Source organism: Ralstonia edaphi (assembly GCF_958350185.1).
Taxonomy (GTDB): Bacteria; Pseudomonadota; Gammaproteobacteria; order Burkholderiales; family Burkholderiaceae; genus Ralstonia; species Ralstonia edaphi.
This window is the reverse complement of sequence record NZ_CATWHI010000003.1, coordinates 418682-435607: the sequence shown is the minus strand read 5'-3', so window position 1 is coordinate 435607 and position 16926 is coordinate 418682. Positions and strand designations below refer to the sequence as shown.

The following is a 16926-nucleotide window of genomic DNA, read 5'->3' as shown; positions in this document are numbered from 1 at the left end:
TTTCGGCTCGTGCGAAAGCGGGCCGCATGCAAAACCACTTAGCAAGACACGGGCCGCGCTTTCGCGCGAAGGGTCCGCGCTAATCGACGGCCTTGAAGACCGTGACGCCCAGTACCAGAAACAGCACGAACAGCACCACGAAGATGAAGAACAGGACCTTGGCGATACTCGCCGCGCCTGCGGCAATGCCGGTAAAGCCCAGCACGCCGGCCACCAGGGAAATGATGGCGAAGATGAGTGCCCATTTCAGCATGTTGTCGTCTCCGGTTCGGATGGATCGGAATGCAGGGGACGGCGCATGGGGTGAGGCCGACGCCCTGTCGCGTATTCCCACGCACATCGCGTGCCTGGCCCGGGTGCGCCCCAAGTGTCGCGCGGGGCGCCCACGCGGTATCATCCGAATTGCCAAAAAAACACAAACGCAACGCGCGCCGCGTCGGGCGGTTTGACGCGTTTCCTATGGGTCTGCACGCCATGCGGTCATCCTTGCGCTCCACTCTGCTGCTCGCCGGCGGCATTCTGCTGACGCTCGGGGTGCTGATTGCCTCGGAGACGGGCAACATCCGCCTGAGCCAGGGCTATCGGCAGGTGATTCAGTCGCAGCAGGCTGAAACCGCCATCAACGAGCTGCTTGCCGAGCTGGTGAACGCCGAGGCCGGCCAGCGCGGTTTCCTGCTCACGGGCAAGGACGAATACCTCGATCCGTACAACAAGGCCATCCCGCACATCCACGCGTTGATGGCAGAAATTCGCGATCACTACGCCAACGATCCGGACGCGCTCAAGCTGTTCTCCGAGACGGCGCTGCAGGTCAGCCGCAAGCTCACCGAGATGGAACTCACGCTGATCTACGGCAAGCGTGACCTGGAAGTGGCGCTCGATCTTGTGCGCACCGATTTCGGCAAGGCGTCGATGGAAGCGGTGCGGCAGGGGCTGGATCGCCTGCGTCAGCGTGAGATCGCCACCGTGGCCCGTAGCCTGGAACACGCCGAGCGCGATCTGGCGCTCTCGCGCTACGGCATTGCGCTCATCACGGCGGTCAACATCATCCTGCTGGTGGTGCTGGGCATGCAGCACGCCAAGCGTCTTGCCGTGACGGAGCGCGAGCGCGACATGGCAGAAGAAGAAAGCCAGAAGCTCGACCGCATGGTGCGTGAGCGCACGCGGCAGTTGAGCGATTTGGCCGCTCACCTGCAGCGCGTGACCGAAGACGAGAAGACGCGCCTGGCGCGCGAGCTGCACGACGAGCTGGGCGCCATCCTCACCGCCACCAAGATGGATCTGCACTGGCTGCGCTCGCGCATTCACGCCAGTGAGCCGGCCGTGAGCGAAAAGATCACGCGCGTGATGGCCCACGTTGATCAGGGCATCCAGATCAAGCGCCGCCTGATCGAAGACCTGCGCCCGACGATTCTGCTGAACCTGGGCTTGGTGGAAGCGCTCTCGCAATTGACGGAGGACGTCGGCACGCGCAACGGCTGGCATACGGAAGTGAGCCTGCCCGACGACATGCCCAAGCTGACCGACGATGCGGCCATCGCGCTGTATCGCATCGTGCAGGAATCGCTGACCAACGCATCGAAATACGCGCATGCGACGACCGTATCGGTGGCGCTCGACGTAGATGACGAGGGCGTGCGCCTGCGCGTGCGAGACAACGGCCGCGGCTTCCCTGCCGACATCGAGCGGCGCCGCATGGTCGGCCATCACGGCCTGTTGGGGATGGAGCAGCGCGCCATTGCGCTGGGCGGCACGCTCGTCATCGACTCCATGCCCGGCGGGGGCGTGACGATCATCGTCGAGCTGCCGCCCAGCGATGCCGTGTTCGACCGCGCTGCCGCCAACGAACCATCGGGCATGCAGGCGCTGACCGGCGGCATCGCGCCCGCCCCGGGCCACGGGGGCGCGACGGTGTAAGCCGCCGGGCGTGATGGCATCACCCAAACAAAAAAGCCCCGCGATGGGGCTTTTTGTTTAGGCGATGTGGCCGGTGGAGGCGTTACATCTTCTGCTTGGCGTTGTCGGCGGAATTTTCCAGCTTCTGACCGCCGGTCTGGATGTCCTTGCCGGCGCCGGCCATGGTGTTGCAGCCGGCCAGGAACATACACGTCAGTGCAAGTGCGGCACACAAGGTCTTCATCGAACGCTCCTTGGGGTGAGAAATGGCGTTGAGCGCGCGGCGCGACGGCAGATGCAGCGCGCGAAGAATCTCAGGGGTGGAAATGCTGCGCGGGCTGCTGGCGGGGGCGGCCGACGCCTGCGCGCTCTTCGATCACCTCGAACACCTTGTCGAGCTCGAGCGATTTGTCGAAGAAGTAGTTGGCACCGGCTTCAAAGCAGCGCTGCCGGTAAGTCGGCACTTGCGCGTGATTGGTGTAGACGATACGCACGCTGGGCGACGCTTGATCGCGCAACGTTTGGAGGACCTTGAAGCCGTTGCCCTGCCGCAATTGCAGGTCGACGATCACGACGTCGTAGTTGCCCTGCCCGAGTAGGCCGAGCGCCAGATCTTCGGTGTCTGCCCATTCGACCGTCGCCACGAAGGCGGAAGCCTTGAGGTATTCCAGCACCATGCCGCGAAGCACGGGGGAGTCCTCGATCAGGAGGACACGCAGGCCACGGGCGGAGAGGGTGACGGCTTGATCCAGCATGGGTTGATGTTAGCCAGCGGGTTGCCGAGGTGGTATCAGGCGTTGTCCTACATGCCAGTTGGGTTTGCGGCGCGCCGAGGGGTTTTGGCGCTCCACCGGCGGCTACTCGACCAGGCCGTTCTTGATGGCGTAATACGTCAGATCGGCATTGGATTTCATGCCCATCTTTTCCAGAATCCGCGTGCGGTACGTGCTGACCGTCTTGACGCTCAGGAAGAGCTCTTCCGCGATGATCGATACCGATTGTCCGCGTGCCAGCTTGCAGAAGATCTGGAATTCACGCTTCGACAGGGTCTGGTGCAGCGGCTGATCGGTCGGCTTTTCCAGGCCGCCAATCAGCAGCTCAGCCACGGTCGGGCTGACATAGCGACGGCCTTGCGACACGGTGCGAATGGCCTTGACCAGCTCGTCCGGCGCACTTTCCTTGGTCAGGTAGCCCGATGCGCCTGCGCGGATCAGGTTGATGGCGTACTGGTCTTCCGGGAAGGTCGACAGGATCAGCACCGGCAGATCGGGATGGCGCTGGCGGGCCAGCTTGAGCGTGTCGATGCCGTTGCGATCGGGCATGGAAATGTCGAGCACCACGACGTCGAAGGCGCCGGTGCGGAGTTGCTCCATCACCTCTTCCCCGCTGGCCGCTTCCCCCGCGACTTCGATGTCCCGCTCTTCGGACAGGAACTGCCGAAGGCCGGCACGGACGATCTCGTGGTCGTCCGCAATCAGGACGCGAATCATGCTGCTCCTTATGAGCGCGCTGGGCGGTCTATCCGACGCCGCGCGCTGCGCTTGTTGGTTCGATACGACAGCAATTGTATCGGACTGTTGCGCCAAACCGGGGCTCCTCGTGCCAGCGTGTTCAGGGGAAGTTGTCTGCGTTTCCATAAGAGACCTCGGGAATGTGCATGAATCGCAACATGTCGATGCCTCCCAATGAGCAATCGGCGTGCCTGGGCGCGTGCGGCCAAAGAAAATGGGGCGGAAGAGTTCCGCCCCAGAGGGTAGCCAGGATTGCCGGACGGGGCCGGCAGTTCTGCGCAGTGACGTGTTACTTCGTCTGGGTAGTCGCGGCGGCGTTTGCGCCGGCGTCGGCGCTCAGGCCCGCGCCCGTATCAGCCTGGGCAGCCTTGCCCGACTTCTCTGCGGACTTTTCCGTCTTGCTGACCGACTTGCCGACCTTGTCTGCGGTCTTGTCGACGCCGGCTTGCGTCTTGGCCTTGCGCTCGTGCGCCGCCTTGGCGCCGTGCTCGGCCTTGGTGTTCAGTTGGCTCTTGGCGGGCTCGGTGTCCAGTTTGGCGCCGCCGTCCGACTTCGCATCGGCCTTCAGGCCTGCGCCGGCATTGCCTTGCGCCGGGGCCACGGCAGCCGTGCCGTTGGTTTGCAGCGATGCGCCGGCCGACGGGGTTTGCGCGTTGGCGTAAGCCGAAGCAGCAGCGATGGCGATGGCGGACAGGGAGATCAGCAGCTTGTTCATGGAAGAGACTCCTTTCGTTCTGAACGGCCACGCGAGGGATTCGTCGCGGCATCACTCTGTGTGTGTTGAGTGAATGGGTTCAGTCTATGGAGCCCTTCCGGTTACGACTGTTAGGGGGTGTAAGCCTTTGTAATGTAAGGCACGCCCCTCTTGAAACGTCGACAAAGCCAACACCGGCAAGGGTTTGCGGACGTAAGACACAGTGTGGATCACGCCATGTCTTAAACGTCTTGTCACAGAATCAGAGATTCGGCGCGAGGGCGCGTTCTACAAAGGCGCGGTCTTCGCCGCTGCGGGCGATCATGTCATCGACCTGATCCTGCCCGATCTTGCCCAGCGTGAAGTACGTGCTTTCCGGGTGCGACAGGTAGAAGCCCGAGACCGACGCGGCCGGCGTCATCGCCAGCGCCTCGGTCAGGCCCATGCCGATCTCCTGCGCGTCGAGCACGCGGAACATGTCGCGCTTGACGGTGTGCTCGGGGCAGGCCGGGTAGCCGGGCGCGGGGCGGATGCCTTTGTACTCCTCGCGGATGAGCGCATCGTTGTCGAGCGTCTCGTCCGCGGCATAGCCCCACAGGTCGCGCCGCACGCGGGCGTGCAGGCATTCGGCAAAGGCTTCGGCAAAGCGGTCGGCCAGCGCCTTGAGCATGATCGCGCTGTAGTCGTCGTTGTCGGCTTCGAACTGCTTCTCGCGCTTTTCCACCCCGATGCCGCCCGTGACGGCAAACAGGCCGATGTAGTCGGCAATGCCGGTGCTCTTCGGTGCGATGAAATCGGCCAGGCAGCGGTTCGGACGCATCACGCCGTCGATGATCGGGCGCTCGCTCTGCTGGCGGATGTTGCGCCAGGTAAGCGCGACTTCCGAGCGCGATTCGTCGGTGTAGATCTCGATGTCGTCGTCGTTGACGGTATTGGCCGGCAGCAGCGCGATCACGCCGTTGGCCGTGAGCCAGCGCCCGGCGATCAGGCGCGCGAGCATGCTTTTGCCGTCGGAGAACACCTTACGGGCCGATTCGCCGACGATCTCGTCGTTCAGGATGTCGGGGAATTTGCCCGCCAGGTCCCACGTCTGGAAGAACGGGCCCCAGTCGATGTACTGCGCCAGTTCGTTCAAGTCGTAGTTGCGGAACACGCGGCGGCCGATGAACTTCGGCTTGGGCGGCGTGTAGTTGCTCCAGTCGATCTTCGTCTTGTTGGCGCGCGCGGCGGCCAGCGACACCATCGGCGTGGCTTTCTTGTTGGCGTGCTGCGTGCGGATGCGATCGTAGTCGGCGTGCAGTTCTTCGACGTAGCGTGCGGCGCCTTCGTCGGACAGCAGGCTCGATGCCACGCTCACCGAGCGGGAAGCGTCCGGCACGTAGACCACCGGCCCTTCGTAATTCGGGGCGATCTTCACGGCGGTATGCACGCGGCTCGTCGTCGCGCCACCGATCAGCAGCGGGATCTTCTTCACGCGGAAGTATTCGTCGCGCTGCATTTCCGACGCCACGTAGGCCATCTCTTCGAGCGACGGCGTAATCAGGCCCGACAGGCCGATGATGTCCGCGCCTTCCACCTTCGCCTTGGCCAGGATGTCGTTGCACGGAACCATCACGCCCATGTTCACGACTTCGAAGTTGTTGCACTGGAGCACGACGGTGACGATGTTCTTGCCGATGTCGTGCACATCGCCCTTGACCGTGGCGATGACGATCTTGCCGCGCGAGCGCACGTCGCCGCCCGCCGCCGCAATCTGGCGCTTTTCTTCTTCGATGAACGGAATCAGGTGCGCCACCGCCTGCTTCATCACGCGGGCGGATTTCACCACCTGCGGCAGGAACATCTTGCCGGCGCCGAAGAGGTCGCCCACGATGTTCATGCCGTCCATCAGCGGGCCTTCGATGACCTGGATCGGACGGCCGCCGGCGGCAAAGATCTTCTGCCGGACTTCTTCGGTGTCTTCGACCACGTAGTCGGTGATGCCGTGCACGAGCGCGTGGGCCAGCCGCTTTTCCACGGGCTCCTGGCGCCAGGCGAGGTTTTCTTCGCGCTTGGTACCACCGCCCTTGTAGCGGTCTGCAATTTCCAGCAGGCGGTCGGTTGCATCCGGGCGGCGGTTGAGCACCACGTCTTCCACCCGGTCGCGCAGTTCGGGGTCGAGGTTCTCGTATACGCCCAACTGGCCCGCGTTGACGATGCCCATGTCCATGCCCGCCTGAATCGCGTAGTACAGGAACACGGTGTGGATCGCCTCGCGCACCACGTCGTTGCCGCGGAACGAGAACGACACGTTCGACACGCCGCCGCTCACCTTCGCGTACGGCAGGTTCTGCTTGATCCAGCGCGTGGCTTCGATGAAGTCCACCGCATAGTTGTTGTGTTCTTCGATCCCGGTGGCGACCGCAAAGATGTTCGGGTCGAAGATGATGTCTTCCGGCGGGAAGCCGACCTTGTTGACCAGGAAGTCGTAGCTGCGCTTGCAGATCTCGGTCTTGCGCGCGTATGTGTCGGCCTGGCCCTGCTCATCAAAGGCCATCACCACGGCGGCCGCGCCGTAGCGCTTGATGAGCTTGGCGTGGTGCGCGAACTGTTCTTCGCCTTCCTTGAGCGAAATCGAGTTGACGATCGCCTTGCCCTGCACGCACTTCAGGCCCGCCTCGATCACGTCCCACTTGGACGAGTCGATCATGATCGGCACGCGCGCGATGTCGGGCTCCGAGGCGATCAGATTCAGGAAGCGCACCATCGCCGCCTTCGAATCGAGCATCGCCTCGTCCATGTTGATGTCGATGACCTGCGCGCCGTTTTCGACCTGCTGGCGTGCCACGGCCAGGGCCTCGTCGAACTGGCTGTTCAGGATCATGCGCGCAAACGCCTTGGACCCGGTGACGTTGGTGCGCTCGCCGACGTTGACGAACAGCGTGCTCTCGCCGATGTTGAACGGCTCGAGGCCGGAAAGGCGCATGGGGTGGTCGGTCATGATGGTGCGGGGTTCGGTCAGGCGGCGGCGTATTCGCCGAGCTTCAGCAGGTTGCCGTGCGGGTCGATCACGTAGAGCTCTTTCATGCGCCACGGACGCACCGCCGGCGGCGCGAGCTCCAGCCCGCGCGCGGTGAATTCTTCAAACAGGGCCTGCGTGCTCGGCACACGCAGGTAGCACGAGGTGTGCTCGGCAATGCGGCGGTCGTCGCACAGCCAGAAATGGATTTCGGCGCCATCGCGGCTGACGATCAGGTAGTCGTCGGCGATCAGTTCCTGCGTGAAGCCGAGCCGCTCCGTGTAGAAGCGGGCCGATTCCTGCAGGTCCAGCGAGGCCAGCACCGGGATCGTACTGTCGATGCGCGCGTTCATGTCAGGCGGCTTCGAGATACTGGCCGGGCCATGCGCGCGGCTTGCGGTTGGCCACGCGCTCGGCAATCGCCTTGATGTGCTCGGGCGTGGTGCCGCAGCAACCGCCCACGAGATTCACCAGGCCGGCCGAAGCAAATTCGTCGACCAGGCTGGACGTGACGTCAGGCGTTTCATCGAAGCCCGTGTCGCTCATCGGGTTGGGCAGGCCGGCGTTGGGGTAGCACGAGACGGCCGTGTCGCAGATCTTCGCCAGCTCGGCGATGTACGGACGCATCAGCGCCGCACCCAGCGCACAGTTCAGGCCGAAGGTGATCGGCTTGGCGTGGCGCAGGCTGTTCCAGAACGCCTCGACGGTCTGGCCCGAGAGAATGCGGCCCGAGGCGTCGGTCACCGTGCCGGAGATCATCACGGGCACGCGCTCGCCGGTGTCTTCAAAGAGCTGATCGATGGCGAACAGTGCCGCCTTGGCGTTGAGCGTGTCGAAGATGGTCTCGACCAGGAACACGTCCGCGCCGCCTTCGAGCAGCGCCTTGCCCTGCTCGTAATACGCGTCGCGCAGTTGGTCGAAGCTGACGTTGCGGGCGCCCGGGTCGTTCACGTCGGGCGAAATGCTGGCGGTCTTGGGCGTCGGCCCGAAGGCGCCTGCCACGAAGCGCGGCTTGTCGGGCGTGCTGTATTTGTCGCAGGCCTCGCGTGCGAGACGGGCGGCCACGACGTTCATCTCGTACGCCAGATCCGCCATCTTGTAGTCCTCCTGCGCGATGGTCGTCGCGCCGAAGGTGTTGGTTTCGATCAGGTCCGCGCCGGCAGCAAGGTACTGCTCGTGGATCTCACGGATGACATCGGGACGCGTGAGTACCAGCAGCTCGTTGTTGCCCTTCACGTCGATCGGGTGGTCGGCAAAACGCTCGCCACGGTATTGCGCCTCGGTCAGCTTGTAGCGCTGGATCATGGTGCCCATCGCGCCGTCCAGGATCAGGATGCGGTCGCGCAACAGCGCGGGCAGGTTGGCGGCACGGGTGTAGGGCAGGGGCGCGGTCATGAGGAGGGACTCCGAGGTGCAGCGGCCGGTCAAATATTCAAAATTTGCGGCCAAAGGAGAATTTTACCAGTCGCATCAATGACTTGCCGCCGTTGTGGGCAATCGCGCTCCTATAATCCACATCACGTCATTTGCCCGTCCGATGCCCGCCATGCAATTGCTTGATCCCGCAGACGCTCACGCCTTCTTGGAACGCACACCCGCCGCGCTGTTTGTCGACTGCCGCAGCGAAATGGAACACCTGTTCGTGGGCCATCCGGCCGGCGCCCACCATGTCTCGTGGAACGACGGCCCGCATTGGGAAGTGAACCCCGAATTCGTGCCGACCGTGCGCAAACTGAGCGGCCATGGCGTCGAGCGCCCCGTTGTGCTGATTTGCCGGAGCGGTAATCGCTCGGCGGCTGCCGCGCATGCGCTGGAAGAGGCGGGTTTCCGGGATGTCTACGTGGTCCGCCACGGCTTCGAGGGCGATCTGGACGGCACGCGCCATCGCAACACCCTCAACGGCTGGCGCCATGCCGGCCTGCCGTGGGAGCAGTGCTAGAACGAAGCTATCATCGCCATAGCCGGTCGGCACATGAAAAACGCCCGGCAGCGCCATGCTCCGGGCGTTTTGGTTGGTTCGCGTGGCGGGCCGTTGCGCCCGCGGAGTACATCAGTGCATCGTGACCGGTTGCGTCATCACCGTGTCGAATTTGCCGAGAAAATCGTCGACTTCTTCAACGGTCGGCTCGCTGGCGATCAGCTTTTTCACGTCCTCGCGGAAATGCTCGGCCAGCTCGCCCCCGAGGAAGATCTCACGTTTGAGGTTCTTGTCCACGATCTCGTAGCCGCCCGCTGCCAGAATGGCGTGTTGGCCGTCTACACCGAACTCAACAACACAGTAGTTGTCGCTGTTGTAGATCATCTGCATGGTGCACCTCCGAGGCGTCAATCGTCTTGCTGTTGTGGGGACTGCTCTACTGCTGCACCGGGTAGATGGGGCCCACCATCACGACTTCAAGGGCCGATCAGCTCCCGCCTCATGACCGTTTCATCTACCCCTTCGGCTTCATGATCGGTCACAAAGTTCGCGAACGCGAGGCGAAATGTGTGACGTGCGTTGTGATCGCGTAACAAGACCTTTCCTGTCCTGCACCGAAAGAAGCAAGCGCCCTTCCGCCGTTCGGCCGGTAGACGAGGGGCCGTGTGCGGGGCGCCTGCAACTATCGGCAAGGCAAGCAGGCCTCATGGCGTGTGACATTGACTCCCGCATCCTGCGTGCCCGAGGAACTCATCCAGATCGGCGAGAAAGGCATCCTCCTGTTCGATAGGGGCCAGGTGCGCCGCATGCGGGATCACTTTCAAACGTGCGTCGGGAATGTGCGAGGCGATTTCGCGTGCTGCTTCCACGGGCGCGCCGGTGTCTTGCTCGCCTGTCATGACGAGCGTGGGGCACGCGATGCGCGCCAGTGAGCTGCGTGTGTCGAGCGCCTTGATGGCCAGGCACGCCCCGACATAGCCGTGGGGCGGCGTGGCGCGCAGCAGGTTGCGGATGCGTTCAACTACGTCGGGATGGGCCTCACGAAACGGTGTGGTCAACCAGCGCTGCATCGTGGGTTCGACAATGCCGCTCATCCCGTGTGCTTCCACCTGGCCGATGCGTTCGTCCCACATGGCGTGCGCCGACACGGGCGTGTAGGACACGGTGTCGCACAGGGTGAGCGACCGCAGCCGCTGCGGGTGCCGGACGCCGAGGACCTGCCCAACCATGCCGCCCATCGACAGGCCAACGAAATGCGCCTGTTCAATCGACAGCGCATCGAGCAGGCCGGCCACATCGTCCGCCATCTGGAACAGCGTGTAAGGGCCATGCGGGGCGCTGGTTTTGCCGTGGCCGCGTGCGTCGTAGCGGAGAACACGGTAGCGGCTGGCCAGCTTCTGCGCGATGCTGTCCCACAGTTCGTTGTCGACACCTAAGGCATGGGCGAGCACGATCCATGGCCCGTCTGCGCCATCGGTGCGGTAGTGGATGTCGATGTCGTTGGCGTGCACCGTGCCGGAATTGGAGAGGGCGTTGGCGTCCATGTCAGCCTCCTTCCTGGGACTGGTAGACCAGATCGAACTGCATGCCGTTGGGCTCGGTCTGGCGCAGGCGTACCGGCAGCCAGCCGCGATCGGGGGACAGCCAGATCTCCACGCGGCGCTTGTCGTCTGCACGGCGCGGCAGCCGTATGAAGTGCTGCGCACGAATCGTGCCGTTCGGCGTGTCGACGCTCTCCTCGCCGATGTGCTGGACGCGGGCGACTTCCACGCTGTCGGTATCGGCGATCGGGAATTCCAGCGTGAGGCCCGGGCTGGCAATGCGCTCCGGGGCACCGCGCGCCAGCCCGGTCAATTGGAGGAAGACGCTGAAGCGGTCTTGCGTGCCCTCGGGCAAGGGCAGCACGGCCGGCGTGCGTGTGAATGTGACGGTGGAGGCGCTCTGGGGGCCGGACGCCGGTGGGGTGCCGGCCGCGTAGTGGAACGTGGTGACGTCGGGTTGTCGACGGCCGCGCACTTCTTCGTACCGCATGGGCGTCAGGCCATACGCAGCCACGATGCCGGCGCTGCGAAACGCGAGCGTGCCGAAGAACAGCGGCAAGGGAATTTCCACGGCCAGCGTGTAAGTTTTGCCATCGGTGGCCCAACGGATCACACCGTCCTTGTTGCGCACGCCGTTGACGTAGGTGGCGTACCGCAGCGTGGCGGAGGGCGGCAGTGCAAAGGCATCCCCCGGCGGAGCGGGCGGCCCGCTCGGGCCTTCGCCACTAAGATCCGTGATCACGCCGGTATCGCCAGAGGCTTGGGCACCGGCGCTCGTGAACTCGGATGGGTCCATGCTTGCCACGTCGGGCGCGAGCGGGGTGGGAGCCGGCGCTGGGGCGGGTGCGACCTGGGGGTGCGGACGACTCGGAGCAGGCTGGGGCTTGGGCGCGGCCGGAGGCGGTGGCGGCTGCACCGGCTCCGGTTGCAGCAACAGGGCGGGGATGATCTGCTCCGGCGCGGGCGGCCACGTCACCTGACGGGTGCGCGCGATCCACACGACGGCAATGACATGCAGCACAAGCACGGCCAATAGCACGACCCCGAGACGGCCAAGCCGATGGAAACGGCGCCTGCGCGATGGCACGCCGTCGGTACTCAGTTCGTCAGGATTGCGGGGCGTTGGGGGCAACGTATCCAAGGTCGGCGGAAAGCTGTTGTGCGGCCAGCCGCAAGCGCCGCTCCAGCGGGCTGCTCCAGGTGGTGTCGAAGGTGCTTTGTGCGCCCAGCGCGATCAGCGCAAGGCACAGTTGGCCGTTGGCGTCGAATACGGGCAGCGACATCGCGTTGATGCCCGGAAGTACGCCGCCGTGGATGCGCGAGGCGCCGTGCAAGCGCACGTCGGCGCAGATGGCGTCGTAGGCTTCGAGCGTTTGCGGCAGCTCCGGGTTCTCGGTGTCGCCGGACTCGCCTTTGGCCGCAATGCGATCGAGTTCGCGCTGGACGAACGAGCGCGTTTGCGCGCGCGGCAAGTACGCGCCGAACACGCGGCCGGTGGCGGAGTTCAGCATCGGCATCACATCCCCCAGGCGCAGGCTGACCGTCACGGGATGGCTCGCTTCTTCCCAGTGGACGATGGCCGGGCCCTGGTTGCCCCAGACGGCCAGGCCGATGGTGTGATCGATTTCGTCGCGCAGCGCAGCGGCGGCGGGCCGGGCGCGGCGCATCGGATCTTGCCGGTTCAGGCTCACCAAACCCATTTCCAGCGCGAACGGGCCGAGGTCGTAACGGCCCTCAGGCGTTTGCGTGACGAGCCCCAGCCGCGCAAAGCTCACCAGATAACGGTGCGCCTTGGCGGGGTTCATGGGCGCGGCACGCGCGAGGTCGCGCAGCATCATCGGCCCAGTGGTGTGCGTGAGCACTTCCAGAAGCCGGAAGCCGACTTCGATGGACTGGATGCCCGAGCGCGCGGGCGCATCCAGCTCGCCATCGGCATCGGGCTCCAGGTCGAGATCGGTGTCGGCGGGCAGCGGTGACATGGTGACGGGTCAGGGATCGGTTCGGGCCAGTTTAGCCGATGCTCGGTGTACCATCCGCGCAGCCTTTCTCCATACAACGCACATGAAACTCGCCACCCTCAAGGATGGCTCGCGCGACGGCCAACTCGCCGTGGTCTCGCGCGACCTGAAGACCGCTCACTTCGCTACGCATATCGCCGGCACGCTGCAGCGCGCGCTCGACGACTGGGCCTTCCATGCGCCGCAACTGCAGGATCTGTACGACCAGTTGAACGCGGGCCGCGCGCGTCACCCGTTTGCATTCGACCCGGCCAACTGCATGGCGCCGCTGCCGCGCGCGTATCAGTGGGCCGATGGCTCGGCCTATGTGAACCACGTTGAACTGGTGCGCAAGGCGCGCGGCGCCGAGATGCCCCCCGAGTTCTGGACCGACCCGCTGATGTACCAGGGCGGTTCGGATGATCTGGCAGGCGCGCACGACCCCATCGTCTGCCGCAGCGAGGCGTTCGGCATCGATTTCGAAGCCGAGGTCGCTGTCATCACCGGCGACGTGCCGATGGGCACCGAGCCGGCCGCCGCCGCCGAGGGCATCCGCCTGATCATGCTCGCCAACGATGTGTCGCTGCGCAATCTGATCCCGGCTGAGTTGAGCAAGGGTTTCGGCTTCTTCCAGAGCAAGCCGGCAACGGCGTTTTCACCCGTGGCCGTCACGCCCGATGAATTGGGCGAGGCCTGGCGCGAACGCAAGGTGCATCTGCCGATGACGGTGCGCTGGAACAACAAGAAGGTTGGCCAGCCCGAGTGCGGCACCGACATGGTGTTCGACTTCGGCCAGCTGATCGCGCATATCTGCAAGACGCGCAACGTGCGTGCGGGCAGCATCGTCGGCTCCGGCACGATTTCGAACGTGGACCGTAGCAAGGGGTACGCGTGCATTGCCGAGAAACGCATGCTGGAAACCATCGAATCCGGCGCGCCCGTCACCGAATACATGCGCTACGGCGACACCGTGAAGATCGAGATGTTCGACGCCAACGGCGTGTCGATTTTCGGGGCGATCGACCAGGAAGTGGTTGCCCCGGGCACGCAAGCGTAAGGCTTAAGCGGATTCGGGTGCCGTCCTCGGGCGGCGCCCCCGCTTTGGCGCGGCGGCACCGGCCGTCAGCGCCTGCCCGTGATACCCGAGGCGCAGCGATAGCGTCCGCCCGGCCTCGCGCAGCAGCCGCGACGCAGGCCCTTCCAGGCTCGAATCGAACACGCTGGACAAGCCCAGCGCCGTGATCGCCCCGGCCAGCTTGCCCTGTGAATCGAGCACCGGCACGGCCACCGAATCAATGCCGTGCACCAATGTCCCGCCGATACGCGCCACGCCTTCCTGCCGCACCGCCTGCCAGCGCGCGCGGCAGTTCAGCCAGTCGGTCAGGCCCGCCTTGCCGGCGCCGGGCCCGCGCAATTCACGGTCGATGAGCGAGACGATCTGGATTTCGGGCACCCACGCGGCGCACGCCTGGCCCGTGGCCGAATTCAGCAGCGGCATGACCGAGCCCACCCGCACATTGACCGCCACCGGCCGGCCGCTGTCTTCCCACCGCACGATGACAGGGCCGCGCGCGGTCCAGATCGACAGAAACACGCTTTCGTTCAGCCGCTCGGCCAGCTTGGGGAGCAGGTTGCTGCCCTCGCGCACGAAATCCACGTCGGACAGCGCCGACAGCCCCACGTGCAACGCCTGCGCGCCCAGCCGGTAACGGGCGGAGGCCGGGTCCTGCTCGACAAAACCCATGCGTTCCAGCGACACCAGATAGCGGTGCACCTTCGCGCGCGGCATGCCCAGCTGCCGACCGAGTTCGGAGACGGCATGGGCGCCCCCGGCATGCGCCATCGCCGAAAGCACGCTCAGCGCGATCTCGGCGGACTGGATGCCGGCGCTGGTGCGTTCCGGCGTGGCGTCTTCTGTGGGCAGGTCTTCGGGTGAGGTATCCGGCGGCAGCGGGTCGTCGATGGGCATCTTGAAGTCTCGGATGTCGCTTTATAAGATACGCGTTACGTAAAAAGATACAACCGGCGCGGCGGCCTGCGCGCTGGAAAAGACCTCAAACCCGGGAGACGCCATGAAGCTGTCGATCTTTTCCGTGCAGGACCATTACCCCGACCGGCCCCGCAGTCTGCCGCAACTCTACGCAGACGTCATTGCCCAGGCGCGCCACGCCGAAGCGCTGGGCTACGACACCTTCTGGGTGGCCGAGCATCACTTTCACGAGTACGGCGCCGTCCCCAATCCTGGGGTCTTCCTGTCGCATCTGGCCGCGCAGACGCAACGCCTGCGACTGGGCACGGCCATCTCGATCCTGACCTTCCACCATCCGGCCACGGTGGCCGAGAACTACGCGATGGTCGATGTGCTTTCGGGCGGGCGGCTGTCGCTGGGCGTGGGCTCGGGGTACCTCAAGCACGAGTTCGAAGGCTACGACGTCGACCCCGCCATCAAGCGCGAGCGCTTTGACGAAGCGCTGATGCTTGTCGAGCGCCTGCTTTCCGGCGAGCGCGTGCACCACGCGGGCCAGTTCCACACGCTGCGCGACGTGCGCCTCAACGTGCTGCCGGTGCAGGCCCGCGTGCCGATCCACGTGGCGATCCTGCGGCGCGAGGCGGCGTATCACATTGGCCGGCAGGGCCGGCGCATGCTGTTCGTGCCGTATGCCTCGGTCGAGAGTTTTGAGGACATCCGCACGTTGATGGACGACTACCGGCGCGGCCTGGCCGAAGCCGGCATTGCCGACACGCGCGGCATGGCGGCCGTCGCGCTGCACACGCATGTGGGCCCGACCGAAGCCGCCGTGCGTGCAACGGCCGCCGACGCATTCGACCTGTACGTCGCCACGCGGCTCTACGCGCGTCGCCAGACGTACGACGATGTGCTCGCCAGCGGCCTGTCGTTGTTCGGCACGCCCGACGCGGTGGCTGAAAAGCTCGCGCAGCTGTCCGACATGGGCGTCGACCATGTGATGGCGCTGCACAACTTCGGGCTGATGCCGCAATCGGCCGTGCTCGAATCGATGCGCGCGTTGGTGGAGGATGCGCTGCCGCGCGCCGGCATCACGGCGCTCGCTGCCTGAACCTGTCCAGCCTGGGAGACTCCGCATCGCCAAACCGTCGCAAAACCGCTACGCTCACTGCCAAACCACGGGAGGAGACCCCAATGCAGCGACCGAAGCGGCGACACGCAGGCGTACTGGCTGGTTTGGCTTTGTTGTCTTCCGCCGCGCTGGCGGATATTCGCATCGGGGTCACGGTGTCGGCCACCGGGCCGCAGGCGTCGCTGGGGCAGCCCGAGAAGAACGCCACCACGCTGTGGCCGCGCGAGATCGGCGGTGAAAAAGTCGACGTGATCGTGCTCGACGATGCATCGGACACCACGCGCGCGGTCACCAACACACGCAAGCTGATGAGCGAGTCGAACGTGGACGTGATCGTCGGCTCCTCCACGACGCCGAATACGCTGGCGATGATGGACGCGGCGGCCGAAGGCAAGACGCCGGTAATTTCACTGGCCTCATCCGCCCGCTTGATCGAGCCGATGGATGCCAAGCGGCGCTGGATCTTCAAGACGCCGCATTCGGACTCACACATGGCCTCGCTCATTGCAGAGCACGCTGCCGCGCACGGCGTGAAGACCATCGCTTACATCGGTTTTGCCAACGCGCTGGGCGAGGCCTTTCTCGCGGAGGTCCAGCGCTTTGCCGATCTCAAGCACATCCGCATTACCGATACCGAGCGTTTTTCGCCCACCGACAACAGCGTGACCGCGCAGGTGCTGCATCTGCTCGCCAACAAGCCCGACGCGGTGGTGATTGGCGGCTCCGGAACGCCCGCCGCACTGCCGGCCCGCGCGCTGGCCGAGCGTGGTTACACCGGCAAGATTTACTTCAACCACGGCGTTTCCAACAACGATTTCGTCAAGCTGTGCGGCAAGGACTGCGAAGGCGCTTACGTGCCGACCGGCCCCGTGATGGTTGCCGCCGAATTGCCCGACGCCAATCCGGCCAAGAAGCAGGCGCTGGATTTTGCGCGCCGCTACGAGGCCGCCTTTGGCAAGGGCAGCGTCTCGATCTTCGCCGCCTACACGGGCGACATCGGCTTGCTGTTGCAGCGCGCGGTGCCGGTGGCGCTCAAGCGCGCCAAGCCGGGCACGCCGGCCTTTCGCGAGGCGCTGCGCGACGCACTGGAGCAGGTGCGCGATCTGCCGACCAGCACCGGCGTGGTCAACATGAGCCCGCAGGACCACGTCGGCCTGGACCAACGTGCCCGCGTGATGGCGCAGATCCGCCGCGGCCAATGGCACCTGGCCGATACCGCGAAGTGACAGTGACGGTGACGATGGCGCACATTCCGCGTTGCACGCGCAGTCTC

General features: G+C 65.0%; 18 protein-coding genes. 5 read left to right on the top strand and 13 right to left on the bottom strand.

Annotated features, from left to right (window positions below; genetic code table 11):
• Window positions 1-79 precede the first annotated feature (79 nt).
• Window positions 80-253 (bottom strand): DUF1328 family protein, encoded by a 174-nt coding sequence (locus tag R2669_RS12485; protein ID WP_004633727.1) that lies wholly within the window; start codon window positions 251-253, stop codon window positions 80-82.
• 221 nt (window positions 254-474) lie between these two features.
• Here R2669_RS12485 and R2669_RS12480 point away from each other — a divergent pair, with 221 nt between their 5' ends.
• Window positions 475-1917: a CHASE3 domain-containing protein gene (locus R2669_RS12480; RefSeq protein WP_316888746.1), complete on the top strand. Its 1443-nt coding sequence runs from the start codon at window positions 475-477 to the stop codon at window positions 1915-1917.
• Window positions 1918-1999: 82 nt separating this feature from the next.
• On the opposite strand, the gene R2669_RS12475 is transcribed toward R2669_RS12480, so the two are convergent.
• The 7 genes from R2669_RS12475 to R2669_RS12445 form a co-directional block, all read right to left on the bottom strand.
• Window positions 2000-2140, bottom strand: a complete 141-nt coding sequence (locus tag R2669_RS12475; protein ID WP_147213974.1) for an entericidin A/B family lipoprotein — start codon at window positions 2138-2140, stop codon at window positions 2000-2002.
• Window positions 2141-2210: 70 nt separating this feature from the next.
• Complete coding sequence (locus tag R2669_RS12470) at window positions 2211-2651, bottom strand: response regulator (protein WP_147213975.1); 441 nt, start codon at window positions 2649-2651, stop codon at window positions 2211-2213.
• Window positions 2652-2753: 102 nt separating this feature from the next.
• Entirely contained in the window at window positions 2754-3386 is a 633-nt protein-coding gene (locus R2669_RS12465; RefSeq protein WP_009277190.1) for a response regulator, read from the bottom strand.
• Between the two features lie 310 nt (window positions 3387-3696).
• Window positions 3697-4122: a hypothetical protein gene (locus R2669_RS12460; protein ID WP_147213976.1), complete on the bottom strand. Its 426-nt coding sequence runs from the start codon at window positions 4120-4122 to the stop codon at window positions 3697-3699.
• Between the two features lie 241 nt (window positions 4123-4363).
• Window positions 4364-7102, bottom strand: coding sequence for a methionine synthase (gene metH, locus R2669_RS12455; protein ID WP_316900860.1), 2739 nt, complete (start codon window positions 7100-7102; stop codon window positions 4364-4366).
• Window positions 7099-7452: a bleomycin resistance protein gene (locus R2669_RS12450; protein ID WP_316900361.1), complete on the bottom strand. Its 354-nt coding sequence runs from the start codon at window positions 7450-7452 to the stop codon at window positions 7099-7101. Before R2669_RS12450 ends, metH begins: the two co-directional genes overlap by 4 nt.
• 1 nt (window position 7453) lies before the next feature.
• The gene (locus R2669_RS12445) at window positions 7454-8494 is read right to left on the bottom strand and encodes a homocysteine S-methyltransferase family protein (protein WP_316900359.1); all 1041 of its coding nucleotides are present in this window, start codon (window positions 8492-8494) and stop codon (window positions 7454-7456) included.
• 151 nt (window positions 8495-8645) lie between these two features.
• Between R2669_RS12445 and R2669_RS12440 the strand changes: the two genes are divergently transcribed.
• Window positions 8646-9038 (top strand): rhodanese-like domain-containing protein, encoded by a 393-nt coding sequence (locus R2669_RS12440; protein WP_316888740.1) that lies wholly within the window; start codon window positions 8646-8648, stop codon window positions 9036-9038.
• A gap of 111 nt (window positions 9039-9149) precedes the next feature.
• On the opposite strand, the gene R2669_RS12435 is transcribed toward R2669_RS12440, so the two are convergent.
• The 4 genes from R2669_RS12435 to R2669_RS12420 all read right to left on the bottom strand — a co-directional run bounded on the left by R2669_RS12435 (window position 9150) and on the right by R2669_RS12420 (window position 12537).
• Complete coding sequence (locus tag R2669_RS12435; RefSeq protein WP_147213979.1) at window positions 9150-9407, bottom strand: BTH_I0359 family protein; 258 nt, start codon at window positions 9405-9407, stop codon at window positions 9150-9152.
• Between the two features lie 314 nt (window positions 9408-9721).
• On the bottom strand, window positions 9722-10561 hold the full coding sequence (gene pcaD, locus R2669_RS12430) for a 3-oxoadipate enol-lactonase (RefSeq protein ID WP_316900357.1): 840 nt from the start codon (window positions 10559-10561) through the stop codon (window positions 9722-9724).
• Between the two features lies 1 nt (window position 10562).
• A complete protein-coding gene (locus R2669_RS12425; RefSeq protein WP_430708788.1) occupies window positions 10563-11699 on the bottom strand; it encodes a DUF3108 domain-containing protein in 1137 nt (378 codons plus the stop codon).
• The gene (locus tag R2669_RS12420; RefSeq protein ID WP_316888737.1) at window positions 11665-12537 is read right to left on the bottom strand and encodes an IclR family transcriptional regulator; all 873 of its coding nucleotides are present in this window, start codon (window positions 12535-12537) and stop codon (window positions 11665-11667) included. Before R2669_RS12420 ends, R2669_RS12425 begins: the two co-directional genes overlap by 35 nt.
• An 82-nt stretch (window positions 12538-12619) precedes the next feature.
• On the opposite strand from R2669_RS12420, the gene R2669_RS12415 reads away from it, so the two are divergent.
• Complete coding sequence (locus R2669_RS12415) at window positions 12620-13612, top strand: fumarylacetoacetate hydrolase family protein (protein ID WP_316900355.1); 993 nt, start codon at window positions 12620-12622, stop codon at window positions 13610-13612.
• A 3-nt stretch (window positions 13613-13615) separates the two neighbouring features.
• On the opposite strand, the gene R2669_RS12410 is transcribed toward R2669_RS12415, so the two are convergent.
• Window positions 13616-14524: an IclR family transcriptional regulator gene (locus R2669_RS12410; RefSeq protein WP_316888736.1), complete on the bottom strand. Its 909-nt coding sequence runs from the start codon at window positions 14522-14524 to the stop codon at window positions 13616-13618.
• Window positions 14525-14627: 103 nt separating this feature from the next.
• On the opposite strand from R2669_RS12410, the gene R2669_RS12405 reads away from it, so the two are divergent.
• Window positions 14628-15632 (top strand): LLM class flavin-dependent oxidoreductase, encoded by a 1005-nt coding sequence (locus tag R2669_RS12405; RefSeq protein ID WP_316900353.1) that lies wholly within the window; start codon window positions 14628-14630, stop codon window positions 15630-15632.
• 83 nt (window positions 15633-15715) lie between these two features.
• Window positions 15716-16879: an ABC transporter substrate-binding protein gene (locus R2669_RS12400; RefSeq protein ID WP_316900351.1), complete on the top strand. Its 1164-nt coding sequence runs from the start codon at window positions 15716-15718 to the stop codon at window positions 16877-16879.
• Window positions 16880-16926 lie beyond the last annotated feature (47 nt).